The organism is Pedobacter miscanthi (assembly GCF_032678605.1).
Taxonomy (GTDB): domain Bacteria; phylum Bacteroidota; class Bacteroidia; order Sphingobacteriales; family Sphingobacteriaceae; genus Pedobacter; species Pedobacter miscanthi_A.
This window is the reverse complement of record NZ_JAVTSU010000012.1, coordinates 219,215-236,926: the sequence shown is the minus strand read 5'-3', so window position 1 is coordinate 236,926 and position 17,712 is coordinate 219,215. Positions and strand designations below refer to the sequence as shown.

Annotated in this window: 16 protein-coding genes; 4 read left to right on the top strand and 12 right to left on the bottom strand. The window is 37.5% G+C overall.

Translation table 11 applies throughout. The annotated features are described in order from the left end of the window. Positions 1-141 precede the first annotated feature (141 nt). Both R2R28_RS18880 and ettA read left to right on the top strand, forming a co-directional pair. Complete coding sequence (locus tag R2R28_RS18880; RefSeq protein ID WP_316827239.1) at positions 142-600, top strand: hypothetical protein; 459 nt, start codon at positions 142-144, stop codon at positions 598-600. Positions 601-767: 167 nt separating this feature from the next. Continuing rightward, a complete protein-coding gene (gene ettA, locus R2R28_RS18875) occupies positions 768-2,447 on the top strand; it encodes an energy-dependent translational throttle protein EttA (RefSeq protein WP_316827238.1) in 1,680 nt (559 codons plus the stop codon). 111 nt (positions 2,448-2,558) lie between these two features. Here ettA and R2R28_RS18870 read toward each other — a convergent pair whose 3' ends face one another. From R2R28_RS18870 to R2R28_RS18840, 7 genes are all read right to left on the bottom strand, one after another. Beyond that, on the bottom strand, positions 2,559-2,945 hold the full coding sequence (locus R2R28_RS18870) for a hypothetical protein (RefSeq protein ID WP_316827237.1): 387 nt from the start codon (positions 2,943-2,945) through the stop codon (positions 2,559-2,561). Positions 2,946-2,963: 18 nt separating this feature from the next. Continuing rightward, the gene (locus R2R28_RS18865; protein WP_316827236.1) at positions 2,964-3,311 is read right to left on the bottom strand and encodes a hypothetical protein; all 348 of its coding nucleotides are present in this window, start codon (positions 3,309-3,311) and stop codon (positions 2,964-2,966) included. A gap of 878 nt (positions 3,312-4,189) precedes the next feature. Then, complete coding sequence (locus tag R2R28_RS18860; protein WP_316827235.1) at positions 4,190-4,927, bottom strand: GDSL-type esterase/lipase family protein; 738 nt, start codon at positions 4,925-4,927, stop codon at positions 4,190-4,192. Positions 4,928-4,986: 59 nt separating this feature from the next. Further along, positions 4,987-7,677, bottom strand: coding sequence for a TonB-dependent receptor (locus R2R28_RS18855; RefSeq protein WP_316827234.1), 2,691 nt, complete (start codon positions 7,675-7,677; stop codon positions 4,987-4,989). Beyond that, positions 7,661-7,894: a DUF1456 family protein gene (locus tag R2R28_RS18850; RefSeq protein ID WP_316827233.1), complete on the bottom strand. Its 234-nt coding sequence runs from the start codon at positions 7,892-7,894 to the stop codon at positions 7,661-7,663. The genes R2R28_RS18855 and R2R28_RS18850 overlap by 17 nt, the downstream gene beginning before the upstream one ends. A gap of 151 nt (positions 7,895-8,045) precedes the next feature. Next, complete coding sequence (locus R2R28_RS18845; protein WP_316827232.1) at positions 8,046-9,350, bottom strand: DEAD/DEAH box helicase; 1,305 nt, start codon at positions 9,348-9,350, stop codon at positions 8,046-8,048. Between the two features lie 50 nt (positions 9,351-9,400). Continuing rightward, positions 9,401-9,619: a hypothetical protein gene (locus tag R2R28_RS18840; protein ID WP_316827231.1), complete on the bottom strand. Its 219-nt coding sequence runs from the start codon at positions 9,617-9,619 to the stop codon at positions 9,401-9,403. 237 nt (positions 9,620-9,856) lie between these two features. Here R2R28_RS18840 and R2R28_RS18835 point away from each other — a divergent pair, with 237 nt between their 5' ends. Together R2R28_RS18835 and R2R28_RS18830 are read left to right on the top strand one after the other, a co-directional pair. Further along, positions 9,857-10,330: a ribonuclease H-like YkuK family protein gene (locus R2R28_RS18835; RefSeq protein ID WP_316827230.1), complete on the top strand. Its 474-nt coding sequence runs from the start codon at positions 9,857-9,859 to the stop codon at positions 10,328-10,330. A 313-nt stretch (positions 10,331-10,643) separates the two neighbouring features. Continuing rightward, the gene (locus tag R2R28_RS18830; protein ID WP_316827229.1) at positions 10,644-11,111 is read left to right on the top strand and encodes an SRPBCC family protein; all 468 of its coding nucleotides are present in this window, start codon (positions 10,644-10,646) and stop codon (positions 11,109-11,111) included. 10 nt (positions 11,112-11,121) lie between these two features. Here the strand turns inward: R2R28_RS18830 and R2R28_RS18825 are convergent, their stop codons facing one another. The 5 genes from R2R28_RS18825 to R2R28_RS18805 form a co-directional block, all read right to left on the bottom strand. After that, positions 11,122-11,700 carry a DUF4468 domain-containing protein gene (locus tag R2R28_RS18825; protein ID WP_316827228.1) on the bottom strand — a complete coding sequence of 193 codons (579 nt, stop codon included), beginning with the start codon at positions 11,698-11,700 and terminating at the stop codon, positions 11,122-11,124. 92 nt (positions 11,701-11,792) lie between these two features. Then, complete coding sequence (locus R2R28_RS18820; RefSeq protein WP_316827227.1) at positions 11,793-12,830, bottom strand: porin; 1,038 nt, start codon at positions 12,828-12,830, stop codon at positions 11,793-11,795. Positions 12,831-12,867: 37 nt separating this feature from the next. Continuing rightward, positions 12,868-14,274 (bottom strand): ammonium transporter, encoded by a 1,407-nt coding sequence (locus tag R2R28_RS18815; RefSeq protein WP_316827226.1) that lies wholly within the window; start codon positions 14,272-14,274, stop codon positions 12,868-12,870. Positions 14,275-14,623: 349 nt separating this feature from the next. Then, positions 14,624-15,568 (bottom strand): TIGR01212 family radical SAM protein, encoded by a 945-nt coding sequence (locus R2R28_RS18810; RefSeq protein WP_316827225.1) that lies wholly within the window; start codon positions 15,566-15,568, stop codon positions 14,624-14,626. Between the two features lie 493 nt (positions 15,569-16,061). Beyond that, on the bottom strand, positions 16,062-17,504 hold the full coding sequence (locus tag R2R28_RS18805; RefSeq protein ID WP_316827224.1) for an APC family permease: 1,443 nt from the start codon (positions 17,502-17,504) through the stop codon (positions 16,062-16,064). Positions 17,505-17,712 lie beyond the last annotated feature (208 nt).

The following is a 17,712-nucleotide window of genomic DNA, read 5'->3' as shown; positions in this document are numbered from 1 at the left end:
TATCATTTGGAGTGCAGGTGAAAAATGCATAAACCAATCATAATGATGGATAATTGCATCATCGGAATTGACTCGATAGAAAAAAATATTTTTGTTGCTTGCCTGTAAGCTTAAAAGATTAACACCATTTTCAAACCCATTATGGAAATATTCAATAAACACCATAACCTGCTCAAGTATACAGTAGATGAATCATATATTCATCACGATAACAAACACCAGCTTGTTACATTGGGGCGCAAAACAGATCGTAAGATAGAAATAGTAATGCCAACGATCAGGATTACCACAAATGTATATAAACGTTCAGAAAATGAAGCAAACATTGATATTACCTATCATTGTTCGTTTTTTTCTGCCGATTTAAACAAAACCATTATCAAATACAAAAGCGTTTTATCATTCGATTTAATTACCGAAAACGAGGATAAAGACTTCCTTGATTTGAAAAAAATTTATGCCGAAGGCCATAGGTATATCAAAAAATTTATCATTAAAAACAGCTTAAATTATTCCCGATATATAGCATTCCATCCTTACCGTTTTACGGAAGAAAAAGACTGTTTAAAATGGCTTGGCATTTATAAAAACAATTGGTAACAGCCAATTTATATCACAAAGCATTTGCTTAGCTCCCAGCCTTCCTTATCTTTGTAACCTTTAGGATGAACATGGTTCAGAATATCTTAACAATCCGGCAGGATTTAATTTTTGTTCCTGATTTGTCCAATCAATGAGTGTTATACCCTTAAATCACATATATTATAATGTCTGACGAAAAAATAATCTTTTCAATGGCAGGTGTAAATAAAATTTACCCGCCACAAAAACAGGTTTTAAAAAATATTTATCTCTCTTTCTTTTACGGTGCTAAAATCGGCGTTATCGGTTTAAACGGCTCCGGTAAGTCATCCCTTTTAAAAATTATTGCCGGTTTAGATAAAGCTTACCAGGGTGAAGTGGTGTTCTCGCCAGGGTACTCGGTGGGTTATTTGGCACAGGAACCGATCCTTGATCCAGAGAAAACCGTACGCGAAGTGGTTGAAGAAGGCGTTGCCGAAGTAACCGCTATTTTAAAAGAATATGAAGAGGTAAACGAAGCTTTCGGTTTAGAAGAAAATTATTCTGACCCTGATGCTATGGATAAACTGATGGCCAGACAAGGTGAGCTTCAGGATAAAATTGATGCTTTAGGTGCTTGGGAAATCGATTCGAAACTGGAAAGAGCCATGGATGCCTTACGTTGTCCTGATCCTGATACCAAAATCGGAGTTTTATCAGGTGGTGAGCGCCGCCGTGTGGCCATGTGCCGTTTATTGCTGCAACATCCTGATGTATTGTTACTGGATGAGCCTACCAACCACCTGGATGCTGAAAGTATCGATTGGTTAGAGCAATTTTTGCAAAACTACGAAGGAACCGTTATTGCAGTAACCCACGATAGGTATTTCTTAGATAATGTTGCGGGATGGATTTTAGAATTAGACCGTGGTGAAGGTATTCCATGGAAAGGAAATTACAGCAGCTGGTTAGATCAGAAAGCAAAACGTTTATCACAGGAAGAGAAAACCGAGAGCAAACGCCAGAAAACATTAGAACGTGAGTTAGAATGGGTACGTATGGCGCCAAAAGCACGACATGCAAAATCTAAAGCCCGTTTAGCCAACTACGATAAATTAGCTTCAGAAGATGGCAGAGAAAGAGAAGACAAATTGGAACTTTTCATTCCTGCAGGGCCACGTTTGGGTAATGTAGTAATTGAAGCTACCAATGTAACCAAAGCCTATGGCGATAAAGTATTGTTCGATAATTTAAACTTCTCCCTTCCTCCTGCAGGTATCGTGGGAATTATCGGTCCCAATGGTGCGGGTAAAACCACTTTATTCCGCCTGATTACCGGTCAGGAAGAAGCCGATGGCGGTACTTTCCGCGTGGGTGAAACCGTTGAGCTTGGTTATGTAGATCAGATGCACAACGATCTTGATGCCGATAAAACCGTTTACGAAAACATTACCGATGGTTTGGATAACATTCAACTGGGTACCAAAGCAGTTAACGGACGTGCCTATGTTTCAAAATTCAACTTTAACGGTGGCGATCAGCAGAAAAAAGTAGGTATACTATCTGGTGGTGAGCGTAACCGTGTACACCTTGCCATTACCTTGAAAAAAGGTGCTAACGTTTTGTTACTGGATGAGCCTACCAACGATATTGATGTAAATACATTACGTGCACTGGAAGAAGCCTTAGAAAACTTTGGTGGTTGTGCCGTAGTAATCAGTCACGATAGGTGGTTCCTGGATAGGATCTGTACGCACATCCTTGCTTTCGAAGGTAACTCAGAAGTTTATTTCTTCGAAGGTAACTATTCCGATTATGAAGAAAACCGCAAAAAACGGTTAGGTGATGTTGCTCCAAAACGCATCAGATACAAAAAATTAGATTAATACAAAGTCCCGATAAAAATCGGGACTTTTTTGTTTGAGAGGCGCAATTTTAAATATATTTTCGATTCCAAAGAAGTCAAGTTTTAAAAACCTGACTTCTTTTCTTAACTATTAAATAGGCTGCGTAAAAGGCACAGGTCTTTGGTTTTCTTTCGCTTTGCGTTTTCCCCTGAAAAAGAAATACAGGTTGATGAACAGCATAATCCCTAAGTAAATGGCAAAACCACCTATTTTAGAACTTAGTGCCTCAACTAAACTGCGGTAATCGTTTGCGCTGATCGTAATCTTCATAATCAAAAGTGCGAAACCGATATTGAGCAGGTAAAAGCCCGTTTCGAAAAGTTTATTGGTTGCATTGGCAATCTCTTCCCTCCCTTTAAAAATATCAAGCATATATATCTTGCTGTTTTTGAACAGCGTTTTTGAAACATAAAAAGTCAGAAAAAGTGCAATTGGTAAATAAACTGCATAGCCGATTAAAATTTTTGTCGTTTCCATAATGAAAAGTTTAAGGTGTTATTTTATTAATTTATGTATGGTATTGGTAAGCAAATAGATATTTAAATAATGGAGTATGGATAGGATGCAAACAATGGTTGCCACTTTTACCGCCATTACTTCTACCAACTGTTGTGATGAGTTAATCGTCTCCCACCCTACCAGCGTCATGGCGCAATACCCAATATTGACCAGGTAATAAGAAACCAGCAGTGATTTATTAATCTGCTGACAAAGATCAAGGTGGTCGGGAATCAGTTCGGCTACAAAGATATTTCCATTGCGGTAGCATATTTTCCCAACAACTACAATGATAAACACGATAACCGTTATAAAGATGCCATAGCCAAGTATATTGTAATCCATAACCAACGATTTAGCTTTTATAATTATTTAACTTTCAGGAAAAATTGAAAATAAAGATTAAAAAAATAAGACTTTATGAGGTCTTTTATAAACTTTTCTCTCCTATTTTCCCTTTCACGATGTAAAAATAAATAAAACTTATTAAACTTTCAAATATTATTGAAAATTCATAAAAATAAAAAACTTCCTCCTCCCTGATGTCGTTATCAATGACAGATTCTAAAGGGTGGTCGTCATTCCCGCGCAGGCCTATCGTGTGGACACAATTAATTATAAAGATTCTTTTCCCGCTCTATGCCGCGGGGCATCAAACTTTTGACGCATCAAAAGTATGCAAAAATGCTTTGTCAATCCGGCAATGTGGCTTCTCACGATCCCACGCTCATCAAAAAAACATCGGCACTTTGTTTTGCTCGTTTCTGCTCAATGAAAGTTTGATTGATATTTTCACAAAACCACTGCGTTTCAGGTTTGGTAGTGCAAGTTGTCCTATTGTGCAACTGTTTTTTTGATTCTTCCGCCACTTGGGATTGACGGAGTTCTTCGGTTAGGGCTGTGTTATTTCAAAGCAAGCTGGCATAACGCCACAAAAATTTAAAAAAGATGTGTCCACACGATAGGCGCAGGCGGAAATCTTAATGCAACCTGCAATCTCTACTAAGATATTACGATTGCCAGTCGGGCTGGCAATGACGATTATACGCACTGTCATTAAACCTCCAATGTATTGAAAAAATTCTAACCTCTACCAATGACAGAAAAGAATGATTTGATAATTGAATCAATCAATTTTTAGCCACAGATTCACAGAAAACACGGATTCCTTCTGCATCATGCTAACCAATGAACCAATGAACTAATGAACCAATGAACTTAACTTAGTGCCTGTTTTTTAACGCTTTTTTTATCGCCACATCTGTTACTCCTTCCATTATTTTATAACCGGCAAGGTTGGGGTGCACCCCGTCAACCGTTAATTCGGGCCGCTGGCCCTTACGTTCATCAACCAAAGGGGTCCAATAATCCAGAACGGTATAGTTTTTTTCTTTTGCGTAAGCAACAATCATTTCATTTAGGGAAACAATAATTTCTGCAGGTTTTATACTCTTGTTCCATGGATATTGATAAACCGGCAGGTATTTACAGAGGATCACTTTAATGTGGTGCAACCTGGCCAGTTCAGCCATCGATTTAATGTTATCCATTATCTTTTCGTTGGTTACATGGCCAGTATTTCCAGAAATATCGTTACTACCAGCTAAGATAATCACAACTTTAGGTTTGAGAGTAATCACATCCTGTCTGAAACGGATCAGCAATTGCGGCGAAATCTGCCCGCTGATTCCCCTGTCTACATAAGGATTGTTGTTAAAATATTCCGGGTCTTTCTGCTTCCAGAATTCAAAAATCGAGCTTCCTAAAAACACTACCCTTTTTTCTTTTCGTTTTGGCAGACTTAAAAGTTCGTTTTCTCTCTGATACTTGGTGAGGGCAGCCCAATCATCGGCAAAATTTTCCTTTTTCGGATGATTATTTAATGAATCTCTTTTCTGATCCTGTGCATACAAAGTGCTTGAAAAAAGCAACAATAAAAAAAATAGAATTTTTCTTTTCATGGGATAACGAATAGGTAACCGCGAGAATTGCTAAACTAAATAATTCGGATTTAATTATTTTACTCTGCACTATTAAAGTTACCATTTGCTTTGCTTTTTCTGGCCCCGAACTGACTTAAGTTATAACTTAGCGTAGCCTGCACAAAACGGCTGATAAACCTTGTTCTGTTCTCAGAAATGGAATTATTGGTAATACTCGTACTAAAAAGTGCGCCCTGGTTAAACAGGTCATTTGCCTGAACAGAAAAAACCAGTTTATTGTTTTTAAGGAAAGAGGTATTTAATCCCATGTTTACCAGCAAAGGGTTACCCGCATATAAATTATAGCCAAAGTTTAAACTTTTAGAAGCGGACGCATTTACCCTGAAACGTTTATTGGGAATCCAGCTGGCACTACCACTTAAGGCCAAAACCTGCACATTTTTAATATTCTGGTTCATTACAGAATAAGTGTTTGAACTGAAACTATAGGATGCACTGGTATTAAAAGAGTATTTTTTCTGGTTAATATTAAACCTAACCGCATTGGAAACATTAATTCCGCTACTCCGGTTTAATACATTATCAGTATAAAAAACATTGTGGCTATAGGCAATATTTCCGTTTATAGATAGGGAAATTTTATTATCCAGCATCCTTTTATTCAGCGAATAATTACCCCCTACATTATAAATACCATTTACATTTTCGTAGGTAGTTTGCTGCTTTAAACTGTTCAGGGTATCCCGTAAGAAAATGGTATTGCTTACCACGCTGTTAATGGCGAAAGTACCCGATAAACCGGCCATAATGCTCAGTCCGGATTTAAGGCCAAATTTGTTATAACTAAGATCTGCAGTATGGCTCGATGTGGCTTTCAGATCAGGATTTCCAATAATCAGGTTCTGTACGTCGTTATTATTCCTAATGGGTTGCAGTTTATTAAAATCGGGAGAATTGGTATAACCGTTATAGCCAAAACTCAAATTTCCGTTGTCTTTAATCTGGTAACTTAAATTGGCTGAAGGCGAAAAATTTAATTGATAATTTTTTAATTCCTGTCCGGTATTTTGATATTTACCGATAATGATACTCGGCGAAAAATTAAGGCCCAAATTATAACTGATTCTTTTAGAATTGGTATTGTAACCGATACTAATGTTCTGATTAATAAAATTCGAAACATAATCCTGCCCTAATGAGTCGACTTCAAAACGGTTTCCAAATGGATTAGTAACTGTGGTAGTTTGCAGGTTGCGGCTCCGGCTTACCGAAAACCGGTATGACAGGTTGATAAAACTATATCCGGCACTATCGTTTGGTTTTTTCAGCGAGTTGGAAAATTGGATGTTACCACCAAAATTGGAGCTTGAAGTATTGTTTTCTACCATACGGTTCAGGAGCGAATCTTTAACGAGGATGTTGGTAGTTTCGTTGTAATAACGAATCATATCGTTAATGGTACTGTTGGAATTTCCGCCGTTTGTTCCAAAATTAAAACCCATCGAAAGCGACCGTTTATTATTGGATAAACGCCTAGACCAATTGATGCTTCCGTTTAGATTAGGATTATTGCTACGGGACCCTGAATTAGAAGTCAGATCCTGCCTGATAAAGCCAGTTTTGTATGAGGTAGAAAAAGCATCACTGCGGGTATTGGCCAAAGACCCAGCCAAGGAAGCGTTGAAATAATTCTTTTTCGTGGCACCGTTTAAACCAAGGTTAATATTATTGTTTAAGGAATTCGAGTTACTGTTACTTTCCCTTAAATCGTAAATGGTTCCCTGCGGATTAAATGTTTCGAGGTAATTACTCTGGATAGAACTATTGGTACCATTGCTAAAATTATAACTCCCGTTTACGCTAAATTCTTTCGAAATTTTATCCCTGATATTACCATTTAAACCACCATTGTTCATTTTGGTAAATTCATTATTGGTAATGCCGTAACGGCCGCCAAAACCAATCTGTTTTGTTTTTTTCCAGATGCTGCCATTTGTGCCCAGGTTATGTGCATTATTGGTGGCCGAACTCACGTTCATTCCACCAAAAACCCCTTTATCCATGCCGGGTTTGGTAACGAGGTTGAGCATTTTTTGCGGAGTACCAATTTTTATACCTGTAAAGTTGGCTTCATCACCATAATCGTCTATAACCTGGAGTTTGGCAATAATATCGGCAGGCAACTGTCTGATGTAATCTTCTACATTACTGGTAAAAAAGTCTTCACCATTAACCCGCAGTTTGGTCATTTTTTTTCCCATTGCCGTAACAGCGCCTTTTTCATCAACTTCTATACCCTGCAATTGTTTTAACAGGTCTTCTACTTTGTCGTTCTCTCTTACCGTGTAAGCGCCGGCATTATATTCTATGGTATCTTTTTTAATTTTAATGGGATCTACCTTTACTTTAACTTCTACATCATCGAGCCTGATGCTTTCGGTTTTGAGTATAACCGGATCAAGCTCGGTGCTCCTTTTAGCAGATTCGAGTTCATAAAGTGATGCAAAAGGTTTATAACCCAATGCTGTAATGCTGAGGTAGAATTTGTTGCGGCTTACTTTTGGAAAAGTAAAATTACCTTTCGAATCAGTATTTGAGCGAAGGGTATCTTTGTCGGTAATCAATCGGATACTTACACCCTCAATGGGCTTTTTTAAAGAATCGATTACGTTGCCACTTATTTTAAACTGAGACTGAGCGAGAGCGTTAAAGGAAAAAGTGATCAGTATAAAAAACAATAAAAAGCATAAATTATTGCTTTTTCTCATCCCTCGGACCTCTTTTGTAAATAACCAGACCGTTTAAAAAATTACGCAGGATCTGATCGCCGCAAGGTTTAAAATTCTCATGGTCTTCATTTCTGAAAATATCGCCTAACTCCGCCTTGGTTACTTTAAAGCCAACCAGGTCGCAAATGGTCATAATATCTTCTGTTTTTAATGATAAGGCTACTCTTAGTTTTTTTAATATATCGTTGTTGCTCATGCTTTTTTAATAATTGAATGACTGGATGATTGAATGAATGTTGTTAATTGTTAAAGGTTGTAAAGTTGGAAGGTTTTAAGTTTGCAATGACATTTCGATCAATTAACCAATTTATAAAACTAACCAGTTAACCAATGACGAATGAACCAAACTAACTTGCTATTTCTAATTTAAGTTTTTTTCCTTTAATTTTTTCACCGCTTAAAGTTTTCAATAGTTTTTCCACTTTGTTTCTTTTTACAGCTACATAACTGGTGGTATCTTTAACTTCGATTAATCCAAGATCGTCCTTTAACAAATTACCTTTTTGCAAAAATAAACCAACAATATCGATCTTGTTAATTTTATCTTTTTTACCATGGGCCAGGTACAAGGTTACCCAATCGCTGGCTTCGGGCAATTTGTATTTATCTGATAAAACTTCTTCTTCAATGTCATCAGGTAAATATTTATAATGTTCTTTAGTGGTTAAAATGGCATAGGCTGTTCCTTTGGCGTGCATCCGTGCAGTTCTGCCATTGCGATGAATATAGGCATCTTCGGTATAGGGTAACTGGTAATGCACAATATGTTCTACCTCGGGAATATCCAGACCGCGGGCGGCAAGATCAGTTGTAATCAAAATCCTGTGACTGCCGTTCCTAAATTTCAGCAATGCCTTTTCACGGTCAAATTGTTCCATTCCGCCATGAAAAACATCATGCCCTAAACCGTTTTCGAAAAGCAGATCGCTGATCCGGTCTACCGTTTCCCTATGGTTACAGAAAACCAGCGTATTTTCGCTTCCAATTTTGCTTAATAGCCTGAAAAGATAATCCAGCTTTTCATCAGCCGGGGCAGTTATTTTCTTTAGCTTTAAATCAGGCTTCGCCTCAACATTTTTTGAAAAATCAACTTCTGCAGGTGTTTTCAGTTTTACAAAGTTTGGAATTTCTTCCATTTTGGTTGCCGAAGTAAGTATGCGTTGTTTTAACGAAAGTAATGCACCAATAATGTATGACATATCATTTTCGAAACCAAATTCAAGCGATTTGTCAAATTCATCTAAAACTAATGTCTCGATAAAAGATTCATCAAAATTCTGATGTTCTAAATGGTAAGCGATCCTGCCCGGGGTGCCAATTAAAACTGCGGGTGGATGGGCAAGGTTATTTTTTTCAATCCTTACTGCATGGCCGCCATAACAACAGTTTACCTTAAAAGAAGTACCCATCTGTTTAAAAACCTGCTCAATCTGTAAGGCAAGTTCTCTCGAAGGCACCAATATTAAAGCCTGAACACCTTTTACCTCTGCTTTTAAACTGGAAAGTAAAGGCAATAAAAAGGCCAACGTTTTACCTGAACCCGTTGGCGCAATCAATATTACATCTTTACCGGTTTTAGCCGCCTGCAAAGAAGCTTCCTGCATCTCATTTAGTGCAGAAATATTTAATTTTTTTAAAGCATTTTCTATCATTCCGCCATAAAGGTAATCATTTCTCTTTAGGGCAAAAGCAGGGTATTAAGCTATGGCTTAAAAAATCTGTTTCTAAGTTTACGCAGGGTAGAAAAATTTAATGTTTTATCTAACAACATCAACATGTTACCACGCTTAGACATAGATGACTGCACCTTTTCATTAACGGCATCAACTGAAGATAAAATCCTGTCAGCCAATTCATCTGCAAATTTATTGGCCCTGCTATTTTGTAATAACTGGAGTTCCTGAATTAATTCTGCTTTCATAATTAAAAAGTTTTAATGAATGTACTATTATTTAACGGGGCAAAAAATAATTTGTTTCAATAATTTATAAACTGATCCGAAGTATTATCACTAACTTGTTGATAACTAACTTTTTGTTAGCAAATAAACAACTTACACTTAACACGTATTTAATTTTTAGCGCTTATTTTTATAAAAACCTGATTACCATTTGTCCCAAAGGGATTCCTTTGGAATTAACCTCAAAAAAACACATGTATGACGTGGAAAAAATTTAGTGGTGAAGTTATTCAGTCTTCCATCCTCGAAGAAGTAGAAAATGCAATTATCAGAGAAAGCGAAAACGGTTTTAAACTTAAAGTTTGCATCGGTACCGACTCTCAGGTTAAAGGTGCAATAACCGATTTTGCAACGGTAATTGTATTAGTAAGAGAGCACCACGGTGGTTTTATGTACATCCACCAGGAAAAAAGCACACAACAAGTAAGCATCAAAGAAAGAATGCTGATGGAAGTACAGAAGTCAATCGAAACCGCTTATTCCATCTGCGATTTACTTGATATTTATGATGTAGCTTTAGAGGTACATGCCGATATTAACACCAGCCCGTCGTTTAAATCGAACAAGGCACTTAACGATGCCATGGGTTATATTTTAAGTATGGGTTTTATTTTTAAGGCTAAACCAGAAGCATTTGCCAGCTCTACCTGTGCGGATAAGATGGTACATTAATTTAATCAGACTTCGCAGGTTTTAAAAACTTGCGAAGTCTAAAAAAATTAATTAACCGATTCACTTAAATATACTCAGGTGGCTTAGGTTGTCAATATTTTTGGAAAAAGCGAGGTCTGCACACTTAGGTTACTGCGGTCCTGCTATCCCTCCAAGTCCTCACTCATTCTTCGTTCCGGGCTTTTCGTTCTATCAGTTTATTTACAATGGTTCTTCACTTCATTGCGCCTTTCCAAACCCCGCAGGTCTTTAATAATATTTTATTGTTCTCAACAAAACCTCATCTTTGCTGTTGTCTTTCTAAAACAAGAGCTTGAAAACATATAGAATAGAATTTACTCAAAAACTCCCGGTTGATTTAGACAAGGCATGGGATTTTTTCTCTTCGCCTTTAAACCTCGCAGAGATTACCCCGAAAGACATGACTTTTGACGTTACATCGCCAAACATGGCCAACACCAAAATGTATCCCGGCCTGATTATCACTTATAAAGTTTCGCCCTTGTTTGGAATTAAATTGAGCTGGGTAACCGAGATTACGCATGTTAAGGATAAAGAATATTTTATAGACGAACAGCGCTTTGGGCCGTTTGCTTTCTGGCACCATCAACACCATTTCGAAAAAATAGATGGAGGAGTTTTAATGCACGATATTTTACACTATAGCATAGGTTGGGGGCCCATTGGTGGTATTGCAAATGCCGTTATTGTAAACAATAAAATCAACGAAATTTTTAAATTCCGCTATCAAAAAGTTGAGGAATTATTCGGTAAGTTTTAATTTAAAAATATTACCATTTTTTAGTAGAAATGGTTTCTGTTTTCTTTTTGGCCTTTTCGGCTTTACTGGTTGCCAAATACTTTTTAAACTCATCCCCCAGTTTCTCTAATTTATTATAGGTACTGTTTACCACATCCTTCCATGCACCTGCATTAAGCTTACCAGGACTACGTTCGAGCGGTGTTCCTGTTTTAGTTGTGGCAACAAAATTTCCATAACGATCCCGCTGGTATGGAATGTACAACAAATCAGTAAACCAGAACCTGTATTTCCCGTTACGTGCCTCAAACATAAAACTGTAGCTTACTTCTCCACTTGGATGACCAACAACCAAAACTGTTTTATCAATAACCATCGTCCCTTTGGCTAAAACAGAAGAATCGGTAATACTTTCTTGCGTCATCGATTTTTTATAAGCCGTATTGATGAAAGATTTAGCCCTTTGTAGCAAAGTATCTTTGCTTAACGATTGAGAATCGACCACTTTATAGTAAATAAATTTACCATTATCATCTTTGGTAAACTGTTTCTGCTGTGCAGAAAGATCAATTGAACAGGCAATTAAAAGAAGCAGCGTAATGTATTTCATCAGAATAAATTAATGGACTAAACGAATATTTAAAGATAAAAAAAGCCATCCTGATTTTACAGCAGGACGGCTTGATATTAAAAATTATGACCTTAAAAAGCGTAAACTGCTGCCAATGAGAACTGGCCTGCATTAGGTGCAATTGCTCCGCTCTTGTTAAAGAATGGTTTATCGCTATTATGGTCTAACCTTACCTCCGGGATAAAAGTTAAACCACCCGATTTAACATTGGCTGTAAGCGTTAAAGCTGTAGTAGAACTTGCAGCAGTAGTACCATAAGCTTTAGCTTTAAAATACTCACCCCTTAAACCTATTGTAACGGCATCAGCCACCGCGTACTGTGGATACAATGCAGCACCAGCATAACTTCCCTGTACCGAACTGTCTTTAATATCGTAATTAGCCGCATTTAAACCCAGTTTAAATTTTTCGGTAATCTGATAAGAAGTAGTTAAATCGATAATGGTTCCGTAACCGCCATAACCAGCACCAGATAAGGCATTGATATAAGCCGTCCAACCCTCAACAGGCGCAACCATTAACTGACCGCCAATTGCAGAAACACCACGCGATGCACTGTAAACGTTCCAATCGTTAAATAAACCGGCCATTAAACTTACTTTATCAGAGAATTTATAAGTTGCTTTAATACCCGCATTTTGGAATGGACCATTGGTAAATAAATATGAAGTAGAATAATTGAAGTTTCCTACCGGAGAAATTACCTCGTAACCAATAAACGTACCCATATAACCAGCCGTCATCGAAAACTGATCGGTAAAATCATAATTCACATACAAGTTTTGGATATGAAAAGACGAAGCTGATGGTACGGGATTAACTGATGCATCAGGGATAGACTGGCCCTGGCCCCTTGGACCAAAAGACAACTCGCCAACAAAAGAGGCTTTACCTGTTTTTTTCTTTAGCGCAATATCAATCATCCCCAACGAAACCGAGTTATGATCGGTTACAAAAGATGTTTTTCCGTTTAACGGGTTTTTGGCAAAATCATATTTAAAGTACGTATCAACCGACCCTGAAATTTCAAGTGGTGATGTGGTGGTCTCTTGTGCCATGGCACAGCTTGCGCTTGCCATTGCAAAAATAGCGGTTAAAAGTTTCTTCATGTTTGAGCTTGATTTGAGTTTAGATATTATAAAATCCTTAAGATACTGGTTCGGTTAATGGACTGTTTCTTTCAATATAGATGGCTCTTTCTTCAACCAATAAAGTACCTTGCGAGTATTTCTCGTCGTGTTGAGAAGCATCTAATCCTAATTCTTCTTCTTCTTCAGAAACCCTGATTGGATTAATCAAGTTTACAAATTTGAAAATGATGAATGACACCACAAAGCTGAAAATGATTACGATTAAAGCACCTTTTAACTGGGTAATAAAGAAAGCCGGGTTGCCATAAAATAATCCGTCGGCGCCAGCAGCATTTACTGTTTTGGTAGCGAAAACACCAGTTAACAACATACCAACAATACCGCCCACACCATGGCAAGGGAAAACATCCAAAGTATCATCTAAACTTGTTTTTTGTTTCCATGAAACCACAAGATTAGAAATAACAGCGGCAATGGCACCGATAAATATGCTTGAAGAAATGCTTACAAAACCAGCACCTGGCGTAATGGCTACTAAACCAACTACTGCACCGATACAGAAACCTAATACCGAAGGTTTTTTACCTCTAGCTACATCAAAGAACATCCACGATAAACCAGCAGCACCTGCAGCGGTATTTGTAGTTAAAAATGCCGAAACTGCTAAACTACCTGCGCTTAATGCAGAACCTGCGTTAAAACCAAACCAACCGAACCATAATAAACCTGTACCGATTAATACGTAAGGAATGTTTGCAGGTGGAACTTCTTTATGCTCCAGGTGAGATTTTCTGCGTTTTAAAACCAATGCACCAGCTAAAGCGGCCATACCAGCAGAAATGTGAACTACGGTACCACCGGCAAAATCTAATACACCCATTTTAAACAAGAAACCTTGTGGATGCCAGGTCCAGTGTGCCAATGGAGAATAAACGAAAATGGCGAATAAAACAATAAATAAGATATACGAAGTAAAACGAATACGCTCTGCTACCGCACCAACCACTAAACCTGGGGTAATAATGGCAAACATTAACTGGAAAACTGCAAATAAAGAAAGCGGAATGGTTAAGTCTGCTCCGCCCTGAAGATGTGGTGCACCAGAATTTACCCCTTTAAAGAACAAAAATGTTGATGGATTTCCGATAAAACCGCCAATGGTATCACCAAAAGCCAAACTAAAACCAACAACTGTCCATAAAACGGTAATTACTCCTGCAGCTACAACACTTTTGATCATGGTAGATAACACGTTTTTGCGGTGAACCATACCACCATAAAAAAATGCAAGGCCCGGAGTCATTAAAAATACAAGTGCAGCAGCGATTAAAATAAAGGCAATATCGGGTGCACTGTATTTACCTTCATCAAAATTTGGGAGAAGTGGAATAAATAGAGCGAAAATCGCGACGATCATCAAAATCGCGAAGGGCGCAAACTGTTTAAAGGAAAATTTACTCATAGTTTTTAGTTTAATTTGTTAGTATTATTTAAATAATGGGATTTTTGGTTATTTATTTTTATAAAAATACGACATAATGTATTTTTTACACTATTAAATTGAAATATTTTAATAAAAAACAGTAATTTTTATAAAACAACACAAAAATTAACCTTAAAAATAAAAATAACAAAAAATACAGCCGATTTTAATACAAGATTTTAATAAAAACAAAATCATAAATTACCCATATTTTGTATGATTTTAACTAAAAATTATAAAAATTTAGCTTAAAAACTTATAAATAACAGAAAAACCCATGAAATATCATGGGTTTTTATAAAAATTATATTAAAATTTATTCTTTTTACTAAAAATACTCAGAACCCTGAACCACTCCTCTTTTTTCGATTTCTTTATCCATATAGGTTTGAATTGCCGATTTATTAAGCCCCCAGTTAGGTGCAATAAGTAAATCCCAGTCTGAAATGCCGAAAAGACGTTGAATAACAATATCCGGACGTAAAAGCGGGATTAATTCGCAGAGTAAATCCGTATACTCTTCTAAAGAAAATAATTTAAACGGTTCTTTTTTATATTTCGCCCCCATGATAGAGCCTTCTACCACATGAAGGTGGTGAAATTTTACGAACTTAATTTGAGGAAAACGGTTAATTTCATGAATATAACCGCGCATCTGCTCCCTGGTTTCCCAAGGGAAGCCAAAAATGGTATGCACACACAAATCAAGCTTACTATCTTTTAAAAGTTCTACCGCAGCCACAAACTCAGCATGACTGCAACCCCTGTTAATCTGATCGAGGGTTTCATCATAGATCGATTCCATGCCCATCTCTAAATCCACATCAAAGCGGTCGGTATAACTTTCTAATAAAGCTACCTTTTCTGCATCAATACAATCAGGGCGTGTACCTACAGCAAAACCAACAATATCTTCCGTATTAATCGATAAAGCTTCATCGTACATCATCTTTAAATAATGTACCGGTGCATAAGTATTGGTATTAGGTTGAAAATACACAATGTACTTATCGGCCTTGTAAGATGTTTTCGCCCTCAACATCCCCTCTTCGAGCTGATCTTTAATATTCGGGTTTTTACGCGAAGGCTCCGGCGTAAAAGAATCTACATTACAATAGGTACATCCGCCAAATCCTTTACTGCCATCGCGGTTAGGGCAGGTAAAACCACCATCCACAATTACTTTAAACACACGTTGCCCCTTATACTTTTCGCGTAAATGCGTGCCGTAATTTTTATAACCTTTTATACCTGAATCTACTAGTGTTCCCATTTACTGCAAAAATACGGATTTTGAACGAGATGTGAGATTGGAGAGGTGAGATTTGAGATATTAGGAGTGAGATGTGAGATTGGGTGTACATATATAAGGTATAAGGCAGAAGGTTTAGGGTTTAGGGTTTAGGGTTTAGGAGAAACGAACGGGGTTTAAAACCAATGCTGTTTTTTGGTGAAAAGCAAAACCTGGGTTTCATTTTAATGTTAGTCCCGCCACGTGCTCATACGCCTGCAGGCCTTAGCCACTGGGCCGGTATCTGCCATGCCGGGTTTATAAAACGATGTTCCCTGCACAAAACCAACCAAACTAAACCCGGTAGTAGCGAACACGATCCCGATTTTTTCTATCGGGGGCGTAAAGCGGATAACGGGGCTTCCCCAACCGATTGGAACAGAACCCTGATTTTCAAAAAAAGATTTTAAATTATTATGGCATAAAAAAACCTCGCGGGCTTTTAAAACCGGCGAGGTATGGTATTAATTTTAACTTAAGCTTTCTGCTCTTTTTTATTAATAAAAAAGTAAACAGGAACCCCCAACAACACAATTACCAGCCCCGGCCAGGTATATTGTTGTTTATAAATAAGGAGCAAAATGCAAAATGCGGCACCTATTAATAAGTAAATAATTGGTGTAATGGGATATAACCATGTTTTATAAGGCCTTTCTAAACCAGGTTTTTTTATTCTTAAATAAATAACACCAAAAACGGTAATCATATAAAAGAGTACAATAACAAAGGAGATCATATCTAAAAGATTGCCATATTGTCCGCTTAAACACAAGGCTGAGGCCCAGATCCCCTGCATCCAAAGTGACTTTTCGGGAACCCCGTTTTTATTATTTGTAAGTGCGGCTTTAAAAAACATGCCATCTTCTGCCATACTCTGGAAAACCCTGGCACCAGCCAGCACGATTCCGTTAACGCAACCAAAGGTAGAAATCATCACCAGTACGGCAATTACAATAGTACCAATTCCACTGCCAAAAATCTGCTCAGAAGCTACAACCGCCACCCTATCGTTTAACGCAAAAGCAATACTATCCCTGTTTAAGGTATTGAGGTATACAAAATTGACCAATAAATAAAGGATCATTACTGCGGTGGTACCTAAAACCATTGAGCGTACCACATTTTTTCTTGGATTTTCGATTTCTCCTGAAACAAAGGTTACGTTTTCCCAGGCTACGCTCGAAAATACCGAACCCACCATTGCCGCGGCAATGCCCCCCATTATGGCCATTCCGGAAATGGACTCCCAGCCTGATTTTAGAAAATTCCCGCTAAGATCTGTTTTAAGATTATTAAAAGCGCTCGACCCAAGGGCCATATTCCCACTCCAAAAACTATTTTTAACCAGAAGAAAACCCAAAACAATTAAGCCGATTAAAGCAATAATTTTAGACCCTGTGAAAATATTCTGTAATATTTTGCCGCCTTCAACACCTTTAGTATTAATATAGGTTAAAAGCAGAATAACCGCGATGGCTAAAATCTGTATCCAGGTAATTTTATAACTGCCACTTTGAAAAATTGGCGCAGCATCATTTAATGCAGGTATTAAATAGGCGGTAAACTTACCAAAAGCAACAGCAACCGCAGCAATGGTACCCGTTTGGATTACTGTAAACAGCCCCCAGCCGTAAAGAAATCCCATCATTTTACCGAAAATTTCTTTCAGGTAAGTGTATTGTCCACCTGCCTTAGGAAACATAGAAGAAAGTTCTCCATAAGAAATAGCTGCCGCAACCGTCATTACCCCTGTGATTACCCAAACCACAATTAACCAATAACCAGAGCCCAAATTCCTCATAATATCGGCACTAACAATAAAGATACCGCTTCCGATCATCGACCCCATTACGAGCATTGTAGCATCAAAAAGGCTTAATTTTCTTTTAGAAGGCTTACCTTCCTTTTGAATTTCCATTTTAGTTCAGTTTAGTTTTGGCTAATTTATTTAAAAAAAAGAAATTGTAGGATATTATTTTACGATGACAAAAATTTATTCGCAGGTGCTGTAAAATTTTAACCACAAGAATATTTTGTTATCTTGCTAGAGTGTTGCTAGCGAAGAGTTTGGAGCAGGGAGTATTAAGTTGGGAGCTTGGAGTAGGGAGTTTGGAGTTGAATAACTG

Excerpts from the sequence above, each read along its gene's own strand:
- R2R28_RS18815 (WP_316827226.1), bottom strand. The coding sequence starts at position 14,274 with ATGAGTAAATTTTCCTTTAAACAGTTTGCGCCCTTCGCGATTTTGATG.
- R2R28_RS18865 (WP_316827236.1), bottom strand. The coding sequence starts at position 3,311 with ATGGATTACAATATACTTGGCTATGGCATCTTTATAACGGTTATCGTG.
- R2R28_RS18820 (WP_316827227.1), bottom strand. The coding sequence starts at position 12,830 with ATGAAGAAACTTTTAACCGCTATTTTTGCAATGGCAAGCGCAAGCTGT.
- R2R28_RS18855 (WP_316827234.1), bottom strand. The coding sequence starts at position 7,677 with ATGAGAAAAAGCAATAATTTATGCTTTTTATTGTTTTTTATACTGATC.
- R2R28_RS18850 (WP_316827233.1), bottom strand. The coding sequence starts at position 7,894 with ATGAGCAACAACGATATATTAAAAAAACTAAGAGTAGCCTTATCATTA.
- R2R28_RS18840 (WP_316827231.1), bottom strand. The coding sequence starts at position 9,619 with ATGAAAGCAGAATTAATTCAGGAACTCCAGTTATTACAAAATAGCAGG.
- R2R28_RS18810 (WP_316827225.1), bottom strand. The coding sequence starts at position 15,568 with ATGGGAACACTAGTAGATTCAGGTATAAAAGGTTATAAAAATTACGGC.
- R2R28_RS18870 (WP_316827237.1), bottom strand. The coding sequence starts at position 2,945 with ATGGAAACGACAAAAATTTTAATCGGCTATGCAGTTTATTTACCAATT.
- R2R28_RS18880 (WP_316827239.1), top strand. The coding sequence starts at position 142 with ATGGAAATATTCAATAAACACCATAACCTGCTCAAGTATACAGTAGAT.
- R2R28_RS18845 (WP_316827232.1), bottom strand. The coding sequence starts at position 9,350 with ATGATAGAAAATGCTTTAAAAAAATTAAATATTTCTGCACTAAATGAG.
- R2R28_RS18860 (WP_316827235.1), bottom strand. The coding sequence starts at position 4,927 with ATGAAAAGAAAAATTCTATTTTTTTTATTGTTGCTTTTTTCAAGCACT.
- R2R28_RS18825 (WP_316827228.1), bottom strand. The coding sequence starts at position 11,700 with ATGAAATACATTACGCTGCTTCTTTTAATTGCCTGTTCAATTGATCTT.
- R2R28_RS18805 (WP_316827224.1), bottom strand. The coding sequence starts at position 17,504 with ATGGAAATTCAAAAGGAAGGTAAGCCTTCTAAAAGAAAATTAAGCCTT.
- ettA (WP_316827238.1), top strand. The coding sequence starts at position 768 with ATGTCTGACGAAAAAATAATCTTTTCAATGGCAGGTGTAAATAAAATT.
- R2R28_RS18835 (WP_316827230.1), top strand. The coding sequence starts at position 9,857 with ATGACGTGGAAAAAATTTAGTGGTGAAGTTATTCAGTCTTCCATCCTC.